Here is a 22,601-nt window from a genome sequence, read left to right as displayed (position 1 = left end):
AGGAAACCCCACACACATGAGCGGTGGAGGGCCGTGGCCCGGCGAACCCGGACACGGCCCTCCGCAATGGAGCCTTAGATCTCAGCCCCTTCAAGCAGTTCCGTCACGAGTGCCGCGATCGGCGACCGCTCGGAGCGGGTCAGGGTGATGTGTCCGAACAGCGGGTGCCCCTTGAGGGTCTCGACGACGGCTGCCACGCCGTCGTGCCGACCGACACGGAGGTTGTCGCGCTGGGCGACGTCGTGGGTCAGGACGATCTTCGAGTTTTGGCCGATGCGGCTCATGACCGTGAGGAGCACGTTCTTTTCGAGCGACTGGGCCTCGTCCACGATCACAAAGGCGTCGTGCAGCGAACGTCCGCGGATGTGGGTCAGCGGCATGACTTCGAGCATGCCCCGGTCCATGACTTCTTCCACGACTTCCTGGCTGACGAGAGCACCGAGGGTGTCGAAGACCGCCTGCGCCCAGGGGTTCATCTTCTCTGCCTCGGAACCAGGCAGGTAGCCAAGTTCCTGTCCACCTACCGCAAACAGGGGGCGGAAGACGATCACTTTGCGATGCTCCCGGCGTTCCAGGACCGCTTCAAGCCCGGCACACAAGGCAAGGGCCGACTTTCCCGTGCCGGCCCGGCCGCCGATGGAAACGATTCCAACGCTCGGGTCCATCAGCAAGTCGATCGCCAGCCGCTGCTCCGCTGACCGGCCATGCAGCCCAAAGACATCGCGATCGCCCTTGACCAGTCTCACCTGCTTGTCCGCACCTACGCGGCCCAGCGCGGAGCCTCGGTTCGAGAGCAGAACCAGGCCCGTATTGACCGGAAGCTCTGCGGCTGCCGGGATGAAGACCGGTTCGTGACCGTACAAGGTGTTGATTTCGTCCTCGCCGGCCTCGATCTCTGCCATGCCGGTCCATCCCGAGTCCTTGACGAGTTCGTTGCGGTATTCGTCCGCGAACAAACCCATGGCGGATGCTTTGACGCGCATCGGAAGGTCCTTCGAGACAACTGTGACGTTGTGGCCTTCGTTGGCGAGGTTCTTGGCGACCGCCAGAATACGGCTGTCATTGTCGGCACCCCGGAATCCGGCTGGCAGCACTTCGGTGGACACATGGTTCATCTCAACGCGCAGCGTGCCGCCGTCAGCGCCGATCGGGATGGACTGGTTCAAGCCGCCATGCTCAATCCGCAGGTCATCAAGGAGCCTGAGGGCTTTTCGGGCGAAGTAGCCCAACTCGGGATCGTGGCGTTTGCCTTCCAATTCGGTGATGACCACGATGGGGACAATGACTTCATGCTCCGCGAAGCGCAACAAAGCGTGTGGATCCGAAAGCAAAACAGAAGTGTCAATCACATAGCTTCGGCCAGTCGGGGTGTTGGACTTTGCAGTACGACCACCGTTGGCCCGCTTGGTGCGAGAGGTAGCTGAACTTTCCCCGTCGGAAACGACTACGGGCAGTTGCTCAGAAATAGCCACATCGACTCCAGCCCCGGGCGAACCCGGCTTATTCGTGAGGCGGCTCGGCCGGAAGGCCAGGCGCGGCCCCCCACGTAACTGGTGCGATGATTCGCTCCATCTACTGGCCTCCCCGATCAGCAGGCGGTTTGCCTACTGATGGGATTAACGTATTCCCGTGCGATTACATTTCCGGTTAGCCCAAACGGCGATTCGCGTAGACAAGATGTGAACTTCCCGTAAACGGGAGCGCACCGGGATGTCACCGTGTCAGGAACCGAAGCGGCGCTGCCGGCCAGCATAGTCCCGCAGGGCCCGTAGGAAATCGACCTTGCGGAACGCGGGCCAGAGTGCCTCGCAAAAGTAGAACTCGCTGTAGGCGCTTTGCCACATGAGGAAGCCGGATAAGCGCTGCTCGCCTGACGTGCGGATAACCAGATCGGGGTCCGGCTGACCGCGCGTGTAGAGGAAACGCGAGATGTCGTCCACTGTAAGTTCATCGGCCAGCTCGGTAATATCCCGGCCGTGCGCGACGGCGTCGTGCAGCAGTTCCCGGACGGCATCGACGATTTCGCGCCGACCGCCGTAGCCCACGGCGACATTCACGTGCAAGCGCTCGCGGATCGGCGTGCGGGCCGTCAGCTTGTTGAGCCGTTCAGCGAGGTAGTCCGGAAGGAGCTCAGGCGCACCCATGGCATGGACTGAAATATCGGCGTCCTCATCGAGCCGATCCAAGGTGTTGGCGATGATTCCCATGAGCAGCTCGAGCTCTTCGCCGGAGCGGTTCATGTTGTCAGTCGACAGCATGTACAGCGTGACGACTTTGACTCCCAGTTCCTGGCACCAGCCGAGGAATTCGTGGATTTTGTCCGCGCCTGCCTGGTGGCCTTCGCTGGTGGGGGCGTTGAATTGCCGCGCCCAACGACGGTTGCCATCCACCATGACCCCGATGTGCCCGGGAATCTTTTCCTGCTCGAGCGAACGGAGTAGTTTGCGCTCGTAGAAGCCGTAGAGGAAGCCGGGCCACTCCATCCGGACACTCACCTGACTTCCTTTGAACAGGGCTGAAAACGAATTAAACAACGACTTAAACAACGACGGCGGCGGGCCGGATGGGCAGCCGGCCCGTAGCCAAACCACTATCGGCACCCGCGGGCTGCTGCCGCACGTGCACCACCAAGGCTACCTTCCCAAGCTGGCCGGTCCGCACACCGGAGCCTCGAGGATCGACGACAAAACTCATTACTCCGCGGTAACTTATCCGGATGCGGGTTACGCTTTAACGATGTCGGAGCTGCTCACAATCAAGCCAAGGTGGCGCGGCTGGATACATGCTGTGGCCGTTCCTTTCGCCGCCGCCGCAGGGATCACTTTGGTGATGGTGGCGCCTACGACCGACCGCAAAATTGTCTCGGCGATCTACGCTTTCACGGGTGTCCTGCTCTTCGGCGTGTCCGCGATCTACCACCGCGGCAATTGGGAACCGAAAACCAGGATGGTCCTGAAGCGCTTGGACCACACCAACATCATGCTGGTGATCGCCGGCAGCTACACACCACTCGCCTGGTCGCTGCTGGAGCGCCCCAAAGCCGTGCTCCTCCTGTGGGTGATCTGGTCCGGGGCCTTGTTGGGGGTACTGTTCCGCGTTCTCTGGACTGGCGCTCCCCGGTGGCTCTACGTGCCTATCTACGTTGCGCTGGGCTGTGGGGCTTTGTTCTACCTGCCCGAATTCTTCGCGGCAAACGTTCCGGCGGCGGTCCTGATTTGCGTGGGCGGGGCGCTGTATATCGCCGGCGCGGTGTTCTACGGGATCAAAAAGCCCAACTTCAGCCCGATGAACTTCGGTTTCCACGAACTTTTCCACGCTCTGACGGTGCTGGCCTTCGCGGCCCATTTCGCCGCCATCATGATTGCAGTGCTGAGCTAGCCGCGTCAGCCCGCGGTCATCGCCGCGAGCCGCTGCCCGAGTTCCTCGACCGAACGAAGCGGCAGGTCACAGACCATCCCACGGCATAAGTACACCTGCGGTGAGCCGTCCGCAGCAGCCACTCGATCCAAAAGTAGTGGCACCTCCGGTTCCTCGACGCCGGACCCCGGCAGCGCGCCGTCGTCGGAGGCCTCCGCACGCTGCACGGCCACCACCAACCCCGGACTCGGCGAGGCCAACAGCGCGCGGTGCAGTTCCCGCTGCATCGAACCGGCAGGGCCGGACACAGCGGCCTCTACAGGCCCCGCCACGGCCGCCTGGGCGGTCGCCAGCAGCCATCCAGCAACCCTTGGTGCCCGCCCGGCTATCGGCGGCAGGAGGGACAAAATATTGCCCGCCATGAGCCTGTGCTCGTGTGAGCCGGAGTACGCCGCATAGCTAAGCAACACTCCGGCGAAGGCAGCTGCCCCACTGGGTGCCGCGTTGTCGAAGGGATCCAGCCCGGCGTGCTGGCCCTGTGCGTTGAATACCTGGGCCGACTCACCCACGGAGTCGGACAACCTGCCGTCGACCACAAAGCGTTCACAGGCTCCGCTGATCAACTGCTCCGCGAACCAGTACCAGCGCCGGCGGCCGGTGACGGCGTAGAGAGCCAGGAAGCCTTCGGCACAAAATGCGTAGTCTTCCAGCAGGCCGCCGATCCCCCGGGCAACCCCATCGTGCGAGACGCGGATCAGCACCGGCTCGGCCGCCGTGAGCGCACCGGGCTTGGAGGCAGGACGCCAATGCACTCGCACCAGGTAGTCGGCGAGGCTTTCCGCAGCGGAAACCAGTTCCGGCCTGTCCAGGACCGTTCCGGCTTCGGCGAGCGCAGCGATCGCCAGGCCGTTCCAGCCCGCCACGACCTTGTCGTCTCGAGCAGGTTGCGGGCGAGCGTCGCGTGCGTCGCGCAGGGCGGGCCGGACGCGGTTCCACAACCGTGATTCCGCCCCTGACAACTGTCGCCCAGGGTGCAACGGGGAGCCAAGCTCCGAGACCGTGCCCGAGGCGCCGATGTTCATGAGGCGCGCCGCGGCGGCACCATCCCCTGAACCGAGCGCAGCTTCCAGGCTTTCGGGAGTCCAGAGGTAGGACGCCCCTTCGTGGTGCGCTCCGTCCACCACGGTATCGGCGTCGAGCGAGGAGGCGAGCCCGTCCGGAGCTCCTGGATCTCCCACGCCGAGCGAGTCCAGGATCCAATCCGCCACCCGCGAGGCCACCATTGCGGCCTCGTCGGCGGACAAGACCCCGTCGCCGCGCAGCCGGACCCAGTGGACATAGACGCGGAGCAGCTGGGCATTGTCGTAGAGCATCTTCTCGAAATGCGGCACCGACCAATCGGCGGTCACCGAGTACCGGGCGAAGCCGCCGTCGAGCTGATCGCACAGAGCGGAACGGGCCATGGCGGCAAGCGTACGGCCAGCCATATCGCGGGCGGGGTCGGATGTGTCGGACGGCACGGCGGCGTGCCGGATCAAGAACTCAAGAACCGCCGACGGCGGGAACTTGGGAGCGCCGCCAAAGCCACCGCCGTCGGGGTCTTCCGAGCGGGCGAGGAGCCGCACGGCTTCCGACAACAGGCTGTCATCCAGGCTTTCAGGCGGCCTGTCGAGGAACACCGCGGCTGCGAGTTGGGCATCGGCCATGCCGGCGGCGAGCCCCCGGGCGTTCTGTTCGACGGCGTCCCGGCGTTCCAGCCACGCCTCGTGTACCGCTTCCAACACCTGGCGGAAGGACGGCCTTCCCGGCTGGGGCGCCGGCGGGAAATAGGTGCCTGCATGGAAGGCCAGGCCCTCGGGCGTGAGGAAGACGGACATCGGCCAGCCGCCCTCGCCGCTGATGGCCTGCGTGGCCGCCATGTAGATCGAGTCCACGTCGGGGCGTTCTTCGCGGTCCACCTTGATGGGCACGAAATGGGCGTTCAGATAGTCGGCGGTGTCCTGGTCTTCAAAGGATTCGTGGGCCATGACGTGGCACCAATGGCAAGCGGCATAGCCTATCGAGAGAAAAACGGGAACATCGCGGGCTGCCGCGAAGGCGAACGCCTCATCGCCGAAAGGCCGCCAATGCACGGGATTGTCCGCGTGCTGGCGTAAATAGGCGGACGGTTCCGAGCCAAGGGCGTTGAACGCCCCGGGCCACTCCCGGGCAGTACCCGGGTCAGCGGGCTCCGGTACCGGCATCGCCGTCGGAGTCTTCTACACCCTGCTTGCCGGAGACGACGCCTTCGGCATCAGTGCCGTCCGTAGCGAAGCCTTCGGCCTCGGGACCTTCGGGATCAGGGCCGTCAGTCTCGGGGCCAAACTGGGCTTCTTCAGCCTGGGCACGGTAGCGGACCCGCCGGATCCGCCGGACCATATCCACGATCAGGAAGGTCGTGAGCACCACGATGAAGGCCGTCAGGACGAAGCCCCAGGTTCCCGGGGTCACTTGGTCTTCGGACAGGCCTGGACGTAGCGACGGGGTCGGGGAAGGCGACGGAGTCGTGGCCAGGGCGATGAGAAAGTGGTGCACGGTTCAAACCTTCTATGGGAGTTTCCAGCCGGGTGGCGACTTCTACGCATGATAGAAATCGCCGGCGATCCTATCTTAGCCCTGCGAACAGGTCCTTTTCCGGCAGATCCGCCGGAATCCGGGAGTGGATCAGCGTGTAGTCTTCCCACGGCCAGGCCCTGCGCTGCATCTCCGGGGACACGGCGAAAAAGAACCCGAGCGGATCAACCTGGGTCCTGTGCGCCCGGAGGGCGTTGTCACGGGCTTCGAAATAGTCCCCGCAATCCACCTGTGTGGTGGTCTGGTGGACCGGCCGCGGCGGGGTGTGGCCTTCCGCGTCCGCTTCGAGCCAGGTAGCCAGACGTTCGGCATAGGGCGATTGCAGGCCGGCCTCTTCGAGCGCGAAATGCAAGGCCCGGAAGCGGTCAGGACTAAAGGCACGGTCGTAGTACAGCTTGCTGGGTGCCCAGCTTTCCCCGGTCCCCGGATAGCGTGCCGGGTCGCCGGCAGCATCGAAAGCTTCGACGGCAACCTTGTGGGCCATAATGTGGTCCGGATGCGGGTATCCGCCGTTTTCGTCGTAGCTCACCATGACGTGCGGCTTGAAGCCACGAACCAGCCGGACCAACGGCGCCGATGCCCTTTCAAGGGGCTGGAGCGCGAAGCAACCAGCAGGCAGGGGTGGCAACGGGTCCCCTTCGGGCAGCCCGGAATCCACCCAACCCAACCAGCGCTGCTTGACTCCCAAAACCGCGGCCGCTTGATTCATTTCCAGGCGGCGCGCGCCTGCCATGTCCCGCTTCGGGTGCGGAGCCGACTCCATCGCCGGATTCTGGATATCGCCCCTGGAACCATCCGTACACGTGGCCACCATGACCTCGACGCCGGAAGCCGCATACATTGCCATGGTTGCCGCGCCCTTGCTTGACTCGTCATCCGGATGTGCGTGGACGGCGAGCATCCGGAGCTGCGTGTCGGGGCTGGTGGATGTGCTCATCCGGTACGGTTCCTCTTTCTGGGGTGATGCTCTTCTGGGATCGTGCTGGTGGCCATATGAAGCCGTGGGACGGCGGTGTGCATCGAGGTGCCGAAAGCCCACTAAACTAGGTGGGTGACTTCGGAGGACCCATCGGGTACGGCGCTGCCGGCAACTACCAGCCTAGCCAATCGCTACGGCAGCCAAAAGCGCGCCTTCGGCGGGAAAACCAAACGGAACATCGTGATCGCCGTACTCCTCGTTGCCGTCGTGTTCTTGTTTTGGGCCACCACGTCTTCCTCGCAATCGTCTGTGTCGTTCAAGGACGTCGGCTATAGCGCCACCGACTCCACCCAGTCCGACGTCGATTTCCAGGTCACCAAGAGCCCGGATGCCACGGCAAAATGCGCGATCAAGGCCATGGATTCCAAGTTCGCTGTGGTCGGCTGGAAAGTCGTCGAGATCGGCCCCAACGCCCCCAAGGACGGCGCCGACGGCGGCCAAACAACTGCCCAGAGGACCGTCCTCCGGACCGAGTCCGCGGCAGTGTCCGCAGCCGTCGACAACTGCTGGATTGTCCCCAACAGCAAATAACAAGGGTGTGATCGACGACTCAGTCGGCTTGGGTTTGTCCACAGGATTGACTACACTGGATCAATACCTTAACCCCGCTGAGTTGGTTGCTGAGTTCCACGAGTGGCCTGCACCGGCGGGGTCTTTGCTTGTCAGATCCATAAGGAGAAGTCCGTGTCGACCACCAACAGCGCGCCTGCAGCTTGGCTTACCCAGGACGCATTTGACCGCTTGAAGGCAGAGCTGGACCACCTTTCCGGCCCTGGCCGTGCGGAGATCGTACAGAAGATCGAAGCCGCCCGTCAGGAAGGCGACCTCAAGGAAAACGGTGGCTACCACGCCGCGAAGGAAGAGCAGGGCAAGATCGAGGCCCGCATCCGCCAACTGACCGCGCTCCTGCGCGACGCCCAGGTGGGCGAAGCCCCGGCGGATGACGGAATCGTCGAGCCCGGCATGCTCGTCGTCGCACGAATCGCAGGCGACGAAGAGACCTTCCTGCTCGGATCCCGCGAAATCGCCGGCGATTCCGATCTCAATGTCTTCAGTGAGAAGTCCCCGCTGGGCGTGGCCATCATGGGCCACAAGGAAGGCGACAAGATCAGCTATGTCGCCCCGAATGGCAAGGAAATCCCGGTGGAGATCGTTTCCGCCAAGCCGTTTGCCGGCTGATAGCTCCGCAAGACTTGTTTTCCCAACTGACTCGCATTTGTTGTCGTTCTGAGCCCTCAAAACGACAACAAATGCGAGTCAGTTGGGTTGGGGGACAGTACCGGGGCGCGGACGCAGCAGCACCGCGGCCAGCACTCCCCCAATAGCCCCACCAAGGTGTGCCTGCCACGAGACGACGCCCATCACCGTGGGCAACATTCCGAACAGGATGCTGCCATAGGCCAGGAAGAGCACCACGGAGAGCAGGATCTGCCACCAGCTGCGATTAAAGAAGCCGCGCACCAACAGGAACGCAAAGAGCCCGAAGACCAGGCCCGAAGCGCCGATGGTCACGCCTCCACCGCCGATGAGCCATACGGCGAGCCCGGAACCTAGCCAGCTGAACGCCAATGCCGTCAGGAATATCCGGAGACCGGACAGGAACACCAGGAATCCAAAGATGACCAGCGGCAGCGCATTGGAAAGGAGATGGCCGAAATTGGCGTGGAGCAGCGGAAATGTCAGGATGTCGAAAACCCCGTCCATGCTCCGGGAACGCAGCCCGAACAAGCCGTTGAGGCTGTGCGACATTAACGTGTTGACCAACTCGATCACCGCCAGGAGCCCCACAAAGCCACCCATGACCAGCAATCCGCTCCGGGCACGGTTGGCCAGAGAGTCCTTAGCCGGTATCGGCCCGTCGCCGTTGTTGTAAAGCGCCATGGTCAACCCGTCAGTGCACCACGATCGGGTGGAAGCCTTCGGCGCGAAGGGCTGCCAAAACCTGCTCGCTGTGCTCGTGGCCCTTGGTCTCCAGATTGACGGTGATGGAAACGTCGCCCATGCTGATCGCACCGCCCACCCTCGTATGGTCCAGGCCGGTCACGTTGGCGTCGTTTTCGGCGATGATGCGGGCGATGGTGGCCAGGGAACCAGGCCGGTCATCCAGCATCATGCGGACGGTCATGTAGCGTCCGGCTGCGGAGAGACCGCGCTGGATCACCTTGAGCATCAGCATCGGATCGATGTTGCCGCCGGACAGGATGACGGCAGTGGTTCCCGGGTTTTCAATCTTGCCGTCCATGAGGGCAGCCACGCCGACTGCACCAGCCGGTTCAACCACCATCTTGGCCCGTTCGAGCAGGAAGATCAGGGCCCGCGCCAAGGAGTCTTCGCTCACGGTCACGACGTCGTCAACGAGTTCGCGGATGATGCTGAATGGCAGCTGGCCGGGGCGCCCGACGGCGATGCCGTCCGCCATCGTGGAGACCTTCTTGAGCGGCACCAAAGCGTCAGCAGCGAGCGACGGCGGGTAGGCCGCGGCGTTCTCGGCCTGCACACCGATGATCCGGATCTCCCGGCCCAGCTCCTTGGCCCTCGCTTTGATCGCGACGGCGACACCGGCCAGGAGACCGCCCCCACCGACGCCCATGAGGACTGTGTCGACGTTAGGGATCTGGTCCAGGATTTCCAGTCCCACCGTGCCTTGTCCAGCCACGACGTCAACGTTGTCGAAAGGATGGACGAAGACGGCGCCTGTTTCATTCGCGTAGCGCTCGGCCTCGGCCAGGGCCTCATCAACGTTGTGTCCGTGCAGGACAACTTCGGCTCCGTGGCTGCGGGTCGCGGCAAGTTTCGGAAGCGCCACACCGAGAGGCATGTAGATGCGGGCCTTGATTCCCAGGCTTTTCGCGGCCACCGCGACACCTTGTGCGTGGTTGCCTGCCGATGCTGCGACGACGCCGCGCTTTTTCTCTTCAGGAGACAACCGCGCCATCCGCACGTAGGCCCCGCGGACCTTGAAGGAACCGGCTCGCTGGAGGTTCTCGCATTTGAAGAAGACCTCACCGCCTACCATCGCTCCGAGAGCCCGTGAGGACTCGATCGGCGTCTTGGTAATAATGCCCTCGAGCAGCTCCTGCGCCTGAAGGACATCGTCCAGGGTGACGGGCAGGGTATCGAGGGTATTCACGGGCTATTCTCCTTTGTTGATGTCGTCTGCGGCATCCTTGGGGGATGTCCGTTCCGCAGCCGTGTTCTGAGCTACGGCTCCTTTGCCGCGATTGGACTGTGCAGGGGCGGTGGCGCCGGGAAGGTGCATCTTCTTGAAGTTGGGGTCCTCATCGGAGTCCCGCAATGCGTTCCCTGCGCCGGCGTACGCCGTCATCAGTCCTTCATCATGTTCCCACGTCCGCGCGGCAATGTAGCGAACCGCCGTATTTGCTACGGCAAGGAGCGGGACAGCGAAGAGCGCTCCCGGGATTCCGGCCAGGTACGATCCGGCTGCAACCGATAGGATCACGGCTACGGGATGCAGCGATACGGCCTTGCCCATGATGAGCGGCTGGAGGATGTGGCTTTCAATCTGCTGCACGAACAACACGATGGCCACCATGATGAGCGCGTTGACCGGACCGTTGGCCACCAGGGCCAGGAGCACTGCGATAGCTCCGGTCACGAGGGCGCCCACTACCGGGATGAAAGAGCCGATAAACACCAGGACGGCCAAGGGCAAGGCGAGGGGAACCTGGATGATCGCGGCGCCGACACCGATTCCGAAGGCGTCCACGAACGCCACGAACATCTGGATCCGGACGTAGCTGACCATGGAAGACCAACCGCGCTGCCCCGCGCCGTCGGCTGCTGCGCGGGCAGTCCGGGGCAGGAGCCCGACAATGAACCGCCAGATCCTGGACCCCTCCAAAAGGAAAAAGATGAGGATGAAGAGTGCCAGGACCATGCCCGCGGCAAAATGCCCTGCAGTGCTGCCGAAGGACAACGCACCGCTGAGGATGCTGCTGCTGTTGTTCTGGAGGGCAGCGGTGGCGTCTTGGACATACTTGTCGATCTGGTCCGCCGTCAGTTGCAGCGGGCCGTTAGCAAGCCACCCCTGGACTTGTTGGATGCCGGCGAGCGCTTCCTGCCAGAGCTCGCCGAACCCCACGGCGAGTTGCCTCCCCACCAACGTCAAGGCTCCCCCAATGACACCCAGGAACCCCAGAACCGTGATGGCGACGGCCACTCCTTGCGGCATCCCCAGTTTCCTGAGCCACCCGGTGACCGGGTAGAGCAAACCGGCAAGAAGGGAGGCCACCATAAGCGGAATCACCAGGAAACTGACCTTGCCCAGCAACCAAACCAGGGCTCCCGCGACCACCATGATGAGTCCCACCCGCCAGGACCAGGCCGCGGCGATCCGCACTCCATACGGGATGTCCTGCTCGATGCGATACTCCGGGAGCGGTCCGGGTCCAGCAGTAACCTGTCCAGCAGAAATGGGGTCAGCCGTTGGCGTGGCGTCCTGTCCTGGCGTCATTCCCCCATAATTCCCCAGGGAGCGCTGGATGGGAAACCCAGCTAGAGCGCTCCCGCAATTCCCCACTTCATGGTGAAGACCTCCCCCGGTTCAAGCCAGCGCAGCCCGTCACCGGAGTTGAAGGCGTTCGCCGGGCCTGTCATGGGTTCTATCGCGACGGCTTTTGATCGACCAGGAAAGGTATCCGTGACGAAGACATGGACGTAGGCGCAGTTTTCATCCTGTTCCAGGGAAACGCTCCGGCCATCGGGCGCCGACAGCGTGTGGCGGGCGATGCCGCCGTCGAACTCCAGATCGGTGTACGCCACGTCGATATCGAGGCTGCCCACAGTCCGGCCCCCGCCGAGATCAAAATCGCCGTCGACAGGCAGCGAGCTACGCGGGATGAGCCGTTCGTCGGCCACGAGCCGCTTTCCTGCGTGAACCGTCAATACCGTCTCTTCCGGCGGAACATTGCCCACGCGCAAATACGGGTGCGCCCCGAGCACGAAAGGTGCGGGGGCGGCCGAGTCATTGATGAAACTCTGGGAGACCCGCAATGCGAGGGCGGCATCGATCTCGTACCGGACGCGGTGACGGGCCAGGAACGGATAGCCGTGCTGCGGGAAGATCACGGCTTCGAGGGTCACGGAGAATTCGTCTTCATCCACGAGGCCATAGGAAGAGTTGCGCAGGAGCCCGTGGCTGGCGTTGTTGCGGGACACTTCGGTGATGTCCAGTTGCTGCTTCTTGCCATCGAGGTACCAGACCCCGTCCTCCACCCGGTTGGCCCAGGGAGCCAAGGTTATTCCGGTGGCGCCTGGTGGAAGTTGCTCGTCACCGTAGCTCTCGGTGAGCTGGACGCCGTCGCGGCTGAACAACCGCAAGCCGGCGGCGAGCTCGGTGACGACGGCGAGCGCGTCACCTCGGCGGATCTCGAATTGGCGGCCGCTGGCAAAGCGGCGGGCTACGGTCTCTTCATCCGGTACGGAAAGCGGCGTTGTGGGAGGCATGGCACCACCGTACTGCATTCGTGTGACGTTTGCTTTGCGCCTAAATGTTTCTTTTTGTTAGATATTTTGTCTTTTTGATCACTTCGTGGCACCATGAATCCATGACTCGCCTTACCAGCACACGCCTCGCCGATGGTCGGGAGCTGATCTACTTCGACGACGCCGGCTCACCCGAGCGCGAGCCCTCGTTGCTGGAGGATCATCGGGATCTGCCGCCACGTGCTGAACCGGGCGAGGTGCGTTACGACACGCTCACCGGCGAATGGGTCGCTGTCGCGGCGCACCGCCAAAGCCGCACCCACTTGCCGCCTGCGGAACAATGCCCGATCTGCCCCACCACGTCCAGGAACGCTTCGGAAATCCCCGCGCCGGACTACGACGTCGTGGTTTTCGAGAACCGTTTCCCTTCTCTGGGGCCGGCGGTCGGAAGGATCCCCGCCGCACCGGCCTGGGGAACTGCGGGACCTGCCTATGGCCGCTGCGAAGTCGTCTCGTTCACCCCCAGCCACACCGGATCCTTCGCCGAGCTTGGCGAAACCAGGGCACGCACGGTTATTGAGGCCTGGTCGCACCGAACTGAGGCCCTCAGCGCCCTCCCGGGAATCCAGCAGGTGTTTCCGTTCGAAAACCGGGGTGCGGACATTGGGGTAACTCTCCACCACCCGCACGGACAGATCTATGCCTACCCCTACGTCACGCCGCGGGCAGCAAGCCTTGGCGCCGCGGCCAGCCGGCACTTTGACGCCTCCAAGGGCCGGGAATCGTTGACGTCCTCGATCCTCAATGCCGAACGGCAGGACGGCAGCCGCATGGTGCTCGAGTCCGGACACTTCAGTGCCTACGTACCGTTCGCCGCGCGCTGGCCGTTGGAGGTCCACCTCGTTCCGCATCGCCAAGTTCCGGACCTCGCCGCCTTGAGCGGCGAAGAACGCGACGAACTCGCCCACGTCTACCTCGAGTTGCTCAAGCGCGTGGACGCCCTGTACCCCACGCCTACGCCGTACATTTCAGCCTGGCACCAGGCACCGCTCGACGCAGCCTTGCGGCCGTCCGGCCACCTTCACCTGCAGTTGACCTCCCCGCGCCGTGCCGCCGACAAGCTCAAGTACCTTGCCGGATCCGAGGCCGCCATGGGAGCCTTCATCAACGACGCCACGCCTGAATCCGTGGCCGAACGGCTGCGCGCCGTCGCCGGCGATTCCGTAACTCGTGGCCGCGAAACTGCCCGCACGCTTCCGGAAGGGGCCTCAACATGACCGCAACGCCCGCCCCCGCGCTCAGCGCCCTGTCCGGGCAGTTCGAGTCGATCTTCGGTTCAGCCCCCGACGGCGTCTGGCAGGCACCGGGACGTGTGAACCTGATCGGCGAGCACACCGACTATAACGAGGGCTTCGTGCTGCCGTTCGCGATCGACAAGGCTGCGAAGGTTGCGGTCCGGCTCCGCGGCGATTCATGTGTCCGGCTGCTGTCCACTTTAGGCGAGCAGGGCTTGGTGGAGACCGAAACCACCGCCCTGGCCCCCGGGTCAGCCAAAGGATGGACCAAGTATCCCCTCGGCGTTGTCTGGGCGCTCGGACAGCTCGGGCTCGACGTCCCCGGCTTTGATTTGCTCATGGATTCCGACGTCCCCCTCGGGGCCGGCCTGTCTTCCTCACACGCCATCGAATGCGCCGTGATCACGGCCTTGAACGACCTCACGGGCGCGGGACTGGGCCTTGAAGACATGGTCCTCGCAACCCAAAGGGCCGAAAACGAGTTCGTGGGCGCCCCCACCGGCATCATGGACCAGTCGGCTTCGCTGCGGGGGTCAAAGGGACACGCCGTTTTCCTTGACTGCCGCAACCAAAGCGTACAACTGATCCCGTTCGACCCCCGGGAAGCCGGACTCGTCCTTCTGGTCATCGACACCAAGGTCTCGCATTCGCATGCGGACGGTGGCTACGCCTCCCGCCGGGAGTCCTGCGAAGTGGGCGCCCAAGTGCTGGGAGTGACCGCCCTTCGCGACGTCGGCATCGGCGATCTGGAGGAAGCCAGCGGGCTCCTGGACAGCACGACTTTCCGAAGGGTGCGGCACATCGTCACGGAAAATGACCGCGTCCTGCAGACGGTGGAACGGCTCACCGCGGACGGACCGGCCCATATCGGCCTGCTGCTGGACGCGAGCCATGCATCCATGCGGGACGACTTTGAGATTTCGTGCCCGGAACTGGATCTTGCAGTGGAAACCTCGCGCGCCCACGGCGCTATCGGCGCCCGGATGACGGGGGGCGGTTTCGGCGGCTCAGCCATCGCCCTCACCCCGGTGGGCCATGAGCAGGAGGTGCGCGACGCCGTCGTACGCGCCTTCGCGGCGGCCGGATTCACGACGCCGGACGTCTTCACCGTGACGCCGGCTGCAGGAGCCGCACGCCTCGCCTGACTTCGGCGCATTCGCCCGCGTTTGGCGGGCGAGCCCCGGCGTAAGCTGGGGACATGTCTGAGGCCGTCATCGTTTCCACCGCCAGAAGCCCCATTGGACGCGCTTTCAAGGGGTCCCTCAAGGATGAACGTCCTGATGACCTCGCGGCGGCGATGGTGACCGCGGCACTAGCCAAAATTCCGGCTTTCGATCCGGGAGCCCTGGATGGCCGCGGCCTCGATGACCTCTACCTTGGCTGCGCCGAACCGAGCGGAGAAGCCGGCTCGAACATGGCCCGGGTGGTGACGGTGTTGGCTGGCCTCGACACCGTCCCGGCGGCCACGATCAACCGCTTCTGTGCCTCGAGCCTGCAGACCCTTCGGATGGCCTTCCATGCGATCACCGCCGGAGAAGGCCATGCCTTTGTCTCGGCCGGGGTCGAGTCCGTTTCGCGCTACCAGAACTGGGTGGGCGCTGGGGAAACGGACACGAGCCACCACAACCCCCTGTTCCAGGCCGCCCGCGCCCGCACCGCCTCCCGTGCCGCGTCGAACACCCCCTGGACGGATCCCCGTCTGGGTGGGCGAATGCCGGACGTCTACATCGCAATGGGACAGACCGCAGAAAATATCGCCACGAGCCATGGAATCAGCCGGGCGGAGCAGGATCTATGGGCAGTCCAGAGCCAGAACCGTACCGAGGCGGCCCTTGCCTCCGGTTTCTACGCCCGGGAAATCACGCCATATGCACGCAAAGACGGCACCGTAGTAGACCGCGACGATTCGCCCCGCGCCGGTGTCACCTTGGAAGCCGTCAGCGCCTTGGAGCCCGTCTTCCGCAAGGAAGGAACAGTGACCGCAGGGAACGCATGCCCGCTCAACGACGGCGCCGCCGCCGTCGTTGTCATGAGTGATTTCAGGGCCCGGGAGCTTGGCCTCGAACCGCTGGCACGGATCGTCTCAACGGGAGTCAGCGCCCTTTCGCCGGAACTCATGGGGATGGGGCCCGTAGAGTCCTCACGCCGGGCCCTGGCCCTCGCTGGACTGAGCATGGCGGACATCGACCTCGTGGAGCTCAACGAGGCCTTCGCCGTGCAAGTGGTGGCGAGCGCACGCGAACTCGGCATCGATCCGGAGAAGCTCAACGTGCACGGTGGGGCCATAGCCCTCGGCCACCCCTTCGGCATGACGGGCGCCCGCATGACCACCACCCTGCTCAACGGGCTACGCGAACGCGACTGCACGTTGGGGCTGGCTACGCTCTGCGTCGGCGGCGGCCAAGGCATGGCGGTGGTCTTCGAGCGGATGTCCTAACCCTTCACAAAGGGAGTTAGTCGTCGCCCCGCAGGATCGCCAGCAAGCGGATGATCTCCACGTAAAGCCACACGAGCGTGACGGTCAGGCCGAAAGCAGCCGTCCAGGAGTATTTCTCCGGTGCGCCCTGCCGCACACCCTGCTCGATGCTCGTGAAGTCCATGACCAACGAGAAAGCGGCCAGGCCAATGGCCAAGATGCCTATGAACACGCCCAGCGGGATGCCGAAGATGTGCACGCTGCTGCTCAGACCGAACGGAGACTGGACGGCGCCGGTCCATACCAGAACCATGTTGATTACGGCGAAGACGAGGTATCCGAGCATGGCGATCATGAAGAAGCGCATCGCCTTGGGGGTGGCGCGCACCTTGCCGCTCTTGAAGAGGGCCAGCGTCACACCGAACACGGCAAGCGTGCCGATGACTGCTTGCAGGCCGACTCCCGGGAACATCCCATCCAGAAGGCGTGTCAGGCCGCCGAGGAACAAGCCCTCAAGACCGGCATAAGTCAGGATCAGCGCCGGCGACGGCTGCTTTTTGAAAGTATTGACCATGGCCAACACGAAGCCTCCCAGCGCACCGACCACCATGAGGAGACTTGCGGTGCCCGGGGCCACGAACAGCGTGACGGCTGCGCCGAGCAACAGCAAGGCGAGGCAGGCCGCAGTCTTGACGATAACGTCATCGAAAGTCATGCGGCCGGTCTCGGCCGGACCGGCTGACGGCTGGTTGTACATCTGCTGCAGCTGATCGCTGGTCATCTGCGGCTGTGCTGCCCAGCCTGGCTGGCCGTACTGGTTCTGGCCGTACTGGTTCTGGCCCTGAGAGTAGCTGGGAACAGGCGGAGCCTGTGTGGCTCCACGGAAATTCTTTCCGTTGAAGATCGGGTTGCCGCCGAGTGCCATGGTGGACGTCCTTTGTCTTAAGGGTGCGAAGTGATAGTTCACGCTACCAATTCCCACGCTTGGTGTGCAGGGAAAGTTCCACCGGCCCCCCGACGCCGGCACCCCGCTTGCGCTCGAGGTGCCGGCGGACGCGACTATCCGACGCCCAGGTACGCTTCCTTGACCGCCGGGTTGGCGAGCAATTCCTTGCCCGTGCCGCGGTGCGTAATTGATCCGGTTTCAAGGACAAAGGCACGATGCGCCCGGGCCAACGCCTGGTTGGCGTTCTGTTCCACCAGAAGCACGGTGGTTCCCTGGTTGTTGATCTCGGTGACAATCTTGAAGATCTGTCGGATGAATTGCGGGGCAAGCCCCATGGAAGGTTCATCCAGCAGCAGCAACTTGGGATTGGACATCAGTGCACGGCCAATGGCAAGCATTTGTTGTTCGCCGCCGCTCATGGTGCCGCCCAGCTGCTTGATACGCTCCTTCAAACGCGGAAAAAGGTCGAACACGCGCTCCAAATCATCACCCACCTTCGTCCGGTCCTTGCGGCCGTAGGAACCCATGTCGAGGTTCTCCATTACCGTCATGCCCGGGAAGATTCCCCGGCCCTCCGGCGCCTGTGAAATACCCCGGACGACGCGAATGTGCGCCTTCATCCTGGTGATGTCCTTGCCGGCGAAAGTGATGGAGCCAGCTGACGGACTCAGCAATCCCGAGATGGTCCTCATGGTGGTGGTCTTGCCAGCACCGTTGGCGCCGATAAGCGAGACGATTTCACCCTCTTCGACGCTGAATGACATGTCGGAAATGGCTTGGATCCGGCCATAGTGGACGGATATGTTCTTCAGCTCAAGCAACGTCATCTTCAGGCTCCCCGAGATAGGCGGAAATAACTTTCGGGTCATCGCGAATGATCTTCGGAATTGCGTCGGCGATCTTTTTCCCGAACTCCAGGACCACGATCCGGTCTGTTACGCCCATGACCAGCTTCATGTCGTGCTCAATGAGCAGTACCGTGTAGCCGTCATCCCGGATGGTGCGGATCAGGGCCATGAGCTCTTCCTTTTCAGCAGGATTGAACCCGGCCGCCGGCTCATCCAGGCACAGGACTTTGGGATCGGTGGCGAGTGCCCGCGCAATTTCCAGACGGCGCTGGTACCCGTAAGGCAGGTGCCGCGACAGGAAATGCGCGTGATCGGCGATCCCCACGAACTCAAGCAGTGCCATGCCTCGTTCAATGGCGGTCTTCTCTTCCCGGACGTGGGTCGGCAAGCGCAGGAGCGCGCCGCCAACACTTGTTCGGTGACGCGCGTCGAGACCGACGACGACATTTTCCAAGGCTGTCATCTCACCAAAAAGGCGGATGTTCTGGAAGGTCCGCGCTAAACCTCGGCGGGTAATCTTGTGCTGCGGCAATCCGTTGAGCAACTGGCCTTCCAGCAAGACCTTTCCCGAAGTTGGCTTGTACACACCGGTCATGGCGTTGAAACAGGTGGTTTTGCCGGCCCCGTTAGGCCCGATCAAACCCAGGATTTCGCCACGGTTGATATCGAACGTGACATTGTCCAGGGCCGTCAGGCCACCAAACTTGACGGTGAGGTTTTGGACCTGGACCAAGGCTTCGCCAACCTTGGTGACGATATCCCTCTCGGGGGCCACCCTCTCGGCAACTTCAAGGTCCACGCCCTGTTCCTTGAGCGCGTCGACATCAATGTCCGGTTCGATCGCTTCACTCATTGCCAGCCTCCTTGCCCGGTTGCGCCACTAATTTGCCCGAAGCGGGGTTACCGCCCACCGCGAAACCCTTGAGCTTGTTGTAAGCCAAACGTCCGTACGCAAGGAGACTCTGGCGTGCCGGGAGCAGGCCGCCGGGGCGGAAGATCATGATGATCACCAACGCCGCACCAAAGATCAAATACTTGAACTCGGCAATCGCTGTGAATCGGAGCGGAATATATGCCACGAGCGAGCCGCCAAGTAGCGCTCCGACCTTGTTTCCGGTGCCGCCCATGACAACAGCGGCAACGAAAAGGATCGAGGTGGCGATATCGAACTTCTGATTATTGACAAAGCCAACCTGGCCGGCAAACAAAGCACCCGAGAGTCCGCCCACGGAAGCACCAATGGCGAAAGCCCACACCTTGTACTTGAAAGTGGGAACGCCCATGATTTCAGCGGCATCTTCATCCTCGCGGATGGCAATCCACGCCCGTCCCACACGGCTACGCTCCAGGTTTCCAGCGGCCAGGAGCACCACGATGATAATGGTCAGCGTCAGCCAATACCACGGAGTTCCGTTCGAGTTCTGGAAGATCGTTTGACCGCTTGAATCCGTTCCAGGAGGATGGCCGACGTTCTGAAAACCAACCTGGCCTTTCATTGCGGGAATGATTGTGGCCAAAATGCGCACGATCTCACCAAAACCAAGGGTGACGATAGCCAAGTAGTCCCCACGCAGGCGCAGCGTGGGGACACCCAGGACCACTCCGAAGAACATGGCCACAGCCATCGCCAGCGGAAGCGTCCACAAGTAGGGGATGTGCACATAAGGCGAGTCCGGGCTGGTGAACATCGCTGCGGTATAGGAACCCAGGGCAAAGAAGGCCACGTAACCCAAGTCCAGAAGGCCCGCGTAGCCGACCACGACGTTCAGGCCCACAGCCACCAAGGCATAGACCGACATTTGCGCGAGCGCAATTTGCCAGTTGTTTCCCGGTTCAGTGGTGATCAACGGCGGATTGAGAATGGGGAGCAAGTAGGCGATGACAACGACGACGATCAGGATCAGCCATTGGGTCTGGCGTGGGAGGGCATTCCATCTATCACCGAGCCCCGGGAACCAACCTCGGCGGGGCCGCATCTTCGCTTCACGGTCGGCAATTTCCTGCGCCGCTGCATCATCCGGAATAAGCGTGGGGCCGTCTGTGGTGCTCATGCCTTACTCTTTCCTAGCGAGCTACCCAAGATACCTTCGGGTCGCACGATCAATACCAACACCAGGACCACGAAGGCGACAACGTCAGTCCATTGTGAGCTGCCCAAAAGCACCTGGCCGTAATTTCCGATCAAACCGATCAGCAAACCGCCCAGCAGGGCGCCGCGCACATTGCCGATGCCCCCGAGAACAGCTGCCGCAAAGGCCTTGACCCCGAGGATGAATCCGCCGTTGTACTGCACTCCCGACGGGATCTTCATGACGTAAAACAAAGCCGCTGCTCCGGCCAAAATACCGCCGATAATGAAGGTTGTCACGATGATTTTTTCCTTGTTGACACCCATCAAAGTTGCGGTGTCCGGGTCCTGCGCGACAGCACGAATTCCTCGTCCGGTCCGGGATCGCCTAATGAACTGATCGGTGGCAATCATCAGGATAATCGCAGCGATGACAATGACCACTTGCTGTGAGTCGACAATTGTCCCGAAGACATCGAAAATCGGCAGTGGCCGGAACATGGTCAAGGCGGCCTCGGGGCTAGGTCCGCGCCACCAGTAGATTGTGTACTGAATGGCAAAGGAAACACCAATGGCGGTGATCAAGAATGCCAAGCGGGGCGCCTTGCGCTGGCGCAATGGTTTATAAGCCACGCGTTCCACGATGACCGCCGTCAAGGCCGAGGCAATAATCGCCACAACAAGGGCAAGGACGAGGTTCCCGACAATTGCCCAAAAAGCCAGTCGTGGAGCGGATGGTCCAAAATTGAGGGCGCTGAGGGTGAAGAACACCCCATAACAGCCCACGATAAAGACTTCCGAATGGGCGAAGTTGATGAGGTTGAGAACGCCGTAGACGAGGGTATAGCCGAGGGCAACGAGCGCGTAAATTGCGCCGAAGGTCAACCCGTCAAAGGTGGAACTCCAGAAGTTCTGGGTAAAGGAGTTTACGTCGAAGGTGATCCACGTGTCGTCCATGGGGACGGAGTGGAGCAGGGCCGGAATTACTTCGCTGATCATGGGCACTTCCTGATGTGATCAAAAGAAATGCTGGGGGTCGGCATGGATGCTAACCCCCAGCATTCACCTGGGCTTCCGTTGTTATTTTCCGATGACGCCGATGGGAACGATCTTGCCGTTCTCAACCTTGTAACCGTAAACATCCGGGGTTGCCAGTTCGCCGGTTGAATCCCACTTGTAGTGCTTGGACAGGCCGTCTGCATCGTAGGACTTAACCCAGGAGAGCAGGTCCGCACGGGACTGCTTGCCCTTGTCGATACCCGAAAGGAGGACAGTGGCTGCGTCGTAACCTTCAATGGAGTAGGTTCCAGGCTCAGCGTTGGCCAGTTTCTTGTACTCCGACTCGAAGCTCGGGATCAGTTCGCCTGGGATGCAGGGGCAGGTGAAGTACGAGTTGGACGAGGCATCGCCGGCTTGCTTGATGAACTGGTCATCCTTCACACCGTCCGGGCCCACGAAGGAACCGGTGAATCCCTTTCCGACCAGCTGCTGGTCGAAGGGGGCGCCTTCTGCGTAATAGCCGGCGTAGTAGACGGTGTCTGCCTTGGCGTTCATGATCTTGGAAATCACGGCCGAGAAGTCCTTCTGACCGGTGACGACCTTATCGGACCCCACCATCGCGGAGCCAAGGGCCTGGGACGTGGTGGTTCCCAATCCGATGCCGTAGTCAGAGTCGTCCTGAACCAGATACACCTTCTTCGCCTGCAGCTTGTCCGTGAGGAACTTCGCCGCAGCAGGGCCCTGGACGGCGTCATTGCCGAGGGCGCGGAAGAAAGTGGTCCAGCCGTTCTTGGTCAGGCTCGGATTGGTGGCGGAAGGCGTGATGTGGACCAGGCCCTTCTGCTCGAAAATGTTGCCTGTGGCCTTGGACTCTCCGGAGAAGGGCAAACCCACCACTCCGATGATGTCCGGTTCGGAAACGATCTGGGTCACCGGTCCAGTGGCCTTGTTCGGATCGCCTTCAGTGTCGAATTTCTTGAACTGGACCTGGCAGCCGGGGTTCGCAGTGTTGTGCTGGTTGACGGCCAGTTGGATACCGTTGAAGATGTTGATGCCCAGCTGGGCGTTGGGTCCTGTCTCTGCACCGGCATACGCAATGGTGGTGGTAGACGGGCATGTTCCCTTGCCATCGCCCGCAGGCAAAACGGCCCCGGCAGGAACGTCGACTTTGGAGATTGCAGGGATGTTGATCCTGCCGCTGGTCCCCGAAGTGTCCGTGCCGCTAGGAGCGGTCTGGTTCGCACAGCCAGCCACTAGCATGCCAAGGGTGGCCGCCGCTGCAATCGCCGAAATGACTTGCTTCCTGTACATAAATAGCCTCCGCGGTGCGTATGATTCGTGGTCATTCGCCCGAAGTCACTTTCACTTCGAACATGTTCCATGAGAGTACTACCAAATATGTGTCCTAGAACACATATATGCAGGTCAGGATCTAATAACGGTGGATCACCGCCGCGCGCGGACAAACACCTCGTATGTACGGAAAGTAAATTTCCCGTCACGGTTCAGCTTGGGGAATCAAGAGGGGGCGGCACGGATCGCATTTCGCGTCCGTGCCCCAGGTGGGACTCGAACCCACAACACGCGGATTTTAAGTCCGCTGCCTCTGCCAATTGGGCTACTGGGGCGCCCGGA

22 protein-coding genes and 1 tRNA gene are annotated in these 22,601 nt (G+C 62.4%); 6 read left to right on the top strand and 17 right to left on the bottom strand.

Translation table 11 applies throughout. From position 1 onward, the window contains the following. Positions 1–74: 74 nt before the first annotated feature. The 3 genes from A3M3_RS0111205 to A3M3_RS28060 form a co-directional block, all read right to left on the bottom strand. Complete coding sequence (locus A3M3_RS0111205) at positions 75–1,349, bottom strand: PhoH family protein (protein ID WP_376955026.1); 1,275 nt, start codon at positions 1,347–1,349, stop codon at positions 75–77. A 372-nt stretch (positions 1,350–1,721) separates the two neighbouring features. Then, complete coding sequence (locus A3M3_RS0111200; protein ID WP_028266402.1) at positions 1,722–2,483, bottom strand: isoprenyl transferase; 762 nt, start codon at positions 2,481–2,483, stop codon at positions 1,722–1,724. Positions 2,484–2,538: 55 nt separating this feature from the next. Beyond that, on the bottom strand, positions 2,539–2,694 hold the full coding sequence (locus A3M3_RS28060; RefSeq protein WP_155854364.1) for a hypothetical protein: 156 nt from the start codon (positions 2,692–2,694) through the stop codon (positions 2,539–2,541). A 42-nt stretch (positions 2,695–2,736) separates the two neighbouring features. On the opposite strand from A3M3_RS28060, the gene trhA reads away from it, so the two are divergent. After that, positions 2,737–3,378 (top strand): PAQR family membrane homeostasis protein TrhA, encoded by a 642-nt coding sequence (trhA, locus tag A3M3_RS0111195; protein WP_028266401.1) that lies wholly within the window; start codon positions 2,737–2,739, stop codon positions 3,376–3,378. 5 nt (positions 3,379–3,383) lie between these two features. On the opposite strand, the gene A3M3_RS0111190 is transcribed toward trhA, so the two are convergent. The 3 genes from A3M3_RS0111190 to mca all read right to left on the bottom strand — a co-directional run bounded on the left by A3M3_RS0111190 (position 3,384) and on the right by mca (position 6,907). Continuing rightward, a complete protein-coding gene (locus A3M3_RS0111190; protein ID WP_028266400.1) occupies positions 3,384–5,600 on the bottom strand; it encodes a thioredoxin domain-containing protein in 2,217 nt (738 codons plus the stop codon). Beyond that, the gene (locus A3M3_RS28885) at positions 5,578–5,931 is read right to left on the bottom strand and encodes a hypothetical protein (RefSeq protein WP_035741645.1); all 354 of its coding nucleotides are present in this window, start codon (positions 5,929–5,931) and stop codon (positions 5,578–5,580) included. The genes A3M3_RS0111190 and A3M3_RS28885 overlap by 23 nt, the downstream gene beginning before the upstream one ends. Before the next feature lie 70 nt (positions 5,932–6,001). Then, a complete protein-coding gene (mca, locus tag A3M3_RS0111180) occupies positions 6,002–6,907 on the bottom strand; it encodes a mycothiol conjugate amidase Mca (RefSeq protein WP_028266399.1) in 906 nt (301 codons plus the stop codon). Positions 6,908–7,021: 114 nt separating this feature from the next. Between mca and A3M3_RS0111175 the strand changes: the two genes are divergently transcribed. Further along, the gene (locus tag A3M3_RS0111175) at positions 7,022–7,480 is read left to right on the top strand and encodes a DUF4307 domain-containing protein (RefSeq protein ID WP_028266398.1); all 459 of its coding nucleotides are present in this window, start codon (positions 7,022–7,024) and stop codon (positions 7,478–7,480) included. 153 nt (positions 7,481–7,633) lie between these two features. Beyond that, positions 7,634–8,128, top strand: coding sequence for a transcription elongation factor GreA (gene greA, locus A3M3_RS0111170; protein ID WP_028266397.1), 495 nt, complete (start codon positions 7,634–7,636; stop codon positions 8,126–8,128). Between the two features lie 78 nt (positions 8,129–8,206). On the opposite strand, the gene A3M3_RS0111165 is transcribed toward greA, so the two are convergent. Genes A3M3_RS0111165 through A3M3_RS0111150 form a run of 4 tightly spaced genes read right to left on the bottom strand, consistent with a single transcriptional unit; the run spans position 8,207 to position 12,415 of the window. Further along, positions 8,207–8,830 (bottom strand): rhomboid family intramembrane serine protease, encoded by a 624-nt coding sequence (locus A3M3_RS0111165; protein WP_051423123.1) that lies wholly within the window; start codon positions 8,828–8,830, stop codon positions 8,207–8,209. Positions 8,831–8,840: 10 nt separating this feature from the next. Beyond that, on the bottom strand, positions 8,841–10,079 hold the full coding sequence (gene ilvA, locus A3M3_RS0111160) for a threonine ammonia-lyase (RefSeq protein ID WP_028266395.1): 1,239 nt from the start codon (positions 10,077–10,079) through the stop codon (positions 8,841–8,843). A 3-nt stretch (positions 10,080–10,082) separates the two neighbouring features. Continuing rightward, positions 10,083–11,423, bottom strand: coding sequence for an AI-2E family transporter (locus tag A3M3_RS0111155; RefSeq protein WP_028266394.1), 1,341 nt, complete (start codon positions 11,421–11,423; stop codon positions 10,083–10,085). A 41-nt stretch (positions 11,424–11,464) separates the two neighbouring features. Continuing rightward, positions 11,465–12,415: an aldose 1-epimerase family protein gene (locus tag A3M3_RS0111150; RefSeq protein ID WP_231497241.1), complete on the bottom strand. Its 951-nt coding sequence runs from the start codon at positions 12,413–12,415 to the stop codon at positions 11,465–11,467. Between the two features lie 101 nt (positions 12,416–12,516). Between A3M3_RS0111150 and galT the strand changes: the two genes are divergently transcribed. Genes galT through A3M3_RS0111135 form a run of 3 tightly spaced genes read left to right on the top strand, consistent with a single transcriptional unit; the run spans position 12,517 to position 16,126 of the window. Then, on the top strand, positions 12,517–13,671 hold the full coding sequence (gene galT / locus A3M3_RS0111145; protein WP_028266392.1) for a galactose-1-phosphate uridylyltransferase: 1,155 nt from the start codon (positions 12,517–12,519) through the stop codon (positions 13,669–13,671). Then, positions 13,668–14,834 (top strand): galactokinase, encoded by a 1,167-nt coding sequence (gene galK, locus A3M3_RS0111140; protein ID WP_028266391.1) that lies wholly within the window; start codon positions 13,668–13,670, stop codon positions 14,832–14,834. The genes galT and galK overlap by 4 nt, the downstream gene beginning before the upstream one ends. A 53-nt stretch (positions 14,835–14,887) precedes the next feature. Then, positions 14,888–16,126 carry an acetyl-CoA C-acetyltransferase gene (locus A3M3_RS0111135; protein ID WP_028266390.1) on the top strand — a complete coding sequence of 413 codons (1,239 nt, stop codon included), beginning with the start codon at positions 14,888–14,890 and terminating at the stop codon, positions 16,124–16,126. A 16-nt stretch (positions 16,127–16,142) separates the two neighbouring features. Here the strand turns inward: A3M3_RS0111135 and A3M3_RS0111130 are convergent, their stop codons facing one another. The 7 genes from A3M3_RS0111130 to A3M3_RS0111100 all read right to left on the bottom strand — a co-directional run bounded on the left by A3M3_RS0111130 (position 16,143) and on the right by A3M3_RS0111100 (position 22,594). Next, positions 16,143–17,030: a Bax inhibitor-1/YccA family protein gene (locus A3M3_RS0111130; protein ID WP_028266389.1), complete on the bottom strand. Its 888-nt coding sequence runs from the start codon at positions 17,028–17,030 to the stop codon at positions 16,143–16,145. A 134-nt stretch (positions 17,031–17,164) separates the two neighbouring features. Continuing rightward, the gene (locus A3M3_RS0111125; RefSeq protein WP_028266388.1) at positions 17,165–17,878 is read right to left on the bottom strand and encodes an ABC transporter ATP-binding protein; all 714 of its coding nucleotides are present in this window, start codon (positions 17,876–17,878) and stop codon (positions 17,165–17,167) included. Beyond that, positions 17,865–18,752, bottom strand: coding sequence for an ABC transporter ATP-binding protein (locus A3M3_RS0111120; protein WP_035741641.1), 888 nt, complete (start codon positions 18,750–18,752; stop codon positions 17,865–17,867). Before A3M3_RS0111120 ends, A3M3_RS0111125 begins: the two co-directional genes overlap by 14 nt. Then, positions 18,745–19,950: a branched-chain amino acid ABC transporter permease gene (locus A3M3_RS0111115; RefSeq protein ID WP_028266386.1), complete on the bottom strand. Its 1,206-nt coding sequence runs from the start codon at positions 19,948–19,950 to the stop codon at positions 18,745–18,747. The genes A3M3_RS0111120 and A3M3_RS0111115 overlap by 8 nt, the downstream gene beginning before the upstream one ends. Then, positions 19,947–20,966: a branched-chain amino acid ABC transporter permease gene (locus A3M3_RS0111110; RefSeq protein WP_035741639.1), complete on the bottom strand. Its 1,020-nt coding sequence runs from the start codon at positions 20,964–20,966 to the stop codon at positions 19,947–19,949. Before A3M3_RS0111110 ends, A3M3_RS0111115 begins: the two co-directional genes overlap by 4 nt. Positions 20,967–21,047: 81 nt before the next feature. Further along, a complete protein-coding gene (locus A3M3_RS0111105) occupies positions 21,048–22,277 on the bottom strand; it encodes a branched-chain amino acid ABC transporter substrate-binding protein (RefSeq protein WP_028266384.1) in 1,230 nt (409 codons plus the stop codon). A gap of 243 nt (positions 22,278–22,520) precedes the next feature. After that, positions 22,521–22,594: transfer RNA gene (locus A3M3_RS0111100), tRNA-Leu, on the bottom strand. Positions 22,595–22,601: the final 7 nt, after the last annotated feature.

It is taken from the genome of Arthrobacter sp. MA-N2 (assembly GCF_000517125.1).
In the GTDB taxonomy this organism is placed as follows: domain Bacteria; phylum Actinomycetota; class Actinomycetes; order Actinomycetales; family Micrococcaceae; genus Arthrobacter; species Arthrobacter methylotrophus.
This window is presented reverse-complemented; position numbering and strand designations above follow the sequence as displayed.

Bases quoted from the DNA above. Each gene is read 5' to 3' on its own strand.
- A3M3_RS0111200 (WP_028266402.1), bottom strand. From the start codon at position 2,483: ATGGAGTGGCCCGGCTTCCTCTACGGCTTCTACGAGCGCAAACTACTC.
- A3M3_RS28060 (WP_155854364.1), bottom strand. From the start codon at position 2,694: ATGAGTTTTGTCGTCGATCCTCGAGGCTCCGGTGTGCGGACCGGCCAG.
- trhA (WP_028266401.1), top strand. From the start codon at position 2,737: ATGTCGGAGCTGCTCACAATCAAGCCAAGGTGGCGCGGCTGGATACAT.
- A3M3_RS0111190 (WP_028266400.1), bottom strand. From the start codon at position 5,600: ATGCCGGTACCGGAGCCCGCTGACCCGGGTACTGCCCGGGAGTGGCCC.
- mca (WP_028266399.1), bottom strand. From the start codon at position 6,907: ATGAGCACATCCACCAGCCCCGACACGCAGCTCCGGATGCTCGCCGTC.
- A3M3_RS0111165 (WP_051423123.1), bottom strand. From the start codon at position 8,830: ATGGCGCTTTACAACAACGGCGACGGGCCGATACCGGCTAAGGACTCT.
- A3M3_RS0111155 (WP_028266394.1), bottom strand. From the start codon at position 11,423: ATGACGCCAGGACAGGACGCCACGCCAACGGCTGACCCCATTTCTGCT.
- A3M3_RS0111150 (WP_231497241.1), bottom strand. From the start codon at position 12,415: ATGCCTCCCACAACGCCGCTTTCCGTACCGGATGAAGAGACCGTAGCC.
- galT (WP_028266392.1), top strand. From the start codon at position 12,517: ATGACTCGCCTTACCAGCACACGCCTCGCCGATGGTCGGGAGCTGATC.
- galK (WP_028266391.1), top strand. From the start codon at position 13,668: ATGACCGCAACGCCCGCCCCCGCGCTCAGCGCCCTGTCCGGGCAGTTC.
- A3M3_RS0111135 (WP_028266390.1), top strand. From the start codon at position 14,888: ATGTCTGAGGCCGTCATCGTTTCCACCGCCAGAAGCCCCATTGGACGC.
- A3M3_RS0111130 (WP_028266389.1), bottom strand. From the start codon at position 17,030: ATGGCACTCGGCGGCAACCCGATCTTCAACGGAAAGAATTTCCGTGGA.
- A3M3_RS0111125 (WP_028266388.1), bottom strand. From the start codon at position 17,878: ATGACGTTGCTTGAGCTGAAGAACATATCCGTCCACTATGGCCGGATC.
- A3M3_RS0111120 (WP_035741641.1), bottom strand. From the start codon at position 18,752: ATGAGTGAAGCGATCGAACCGGACATTGATGTCGACGCGCTCAAGGAA.
- A3M3_RS0111115 (WP_028266386.1), bottom strand. From the start codon at position 19,950: ATGAGCACCACAGACGGCCCCACGCTTATTCCGGATGATGCAGCGGCG.
- A3M3_RS0111110 (WP_035741639.1), bottom strand. From the start codon at position 20,966: ATGATCAGCGAAGTAATTCCGGCCCTGCTCCACTCCGTCCCCATGGAC.
- A3M3_RS0111105 (WP_028266384.1), bottom strand. From the start codon at position 22,277: ATGTACAGGAAGCAAGTCATTTCGGCGATTGCAGCGGCGGCCACCCTT.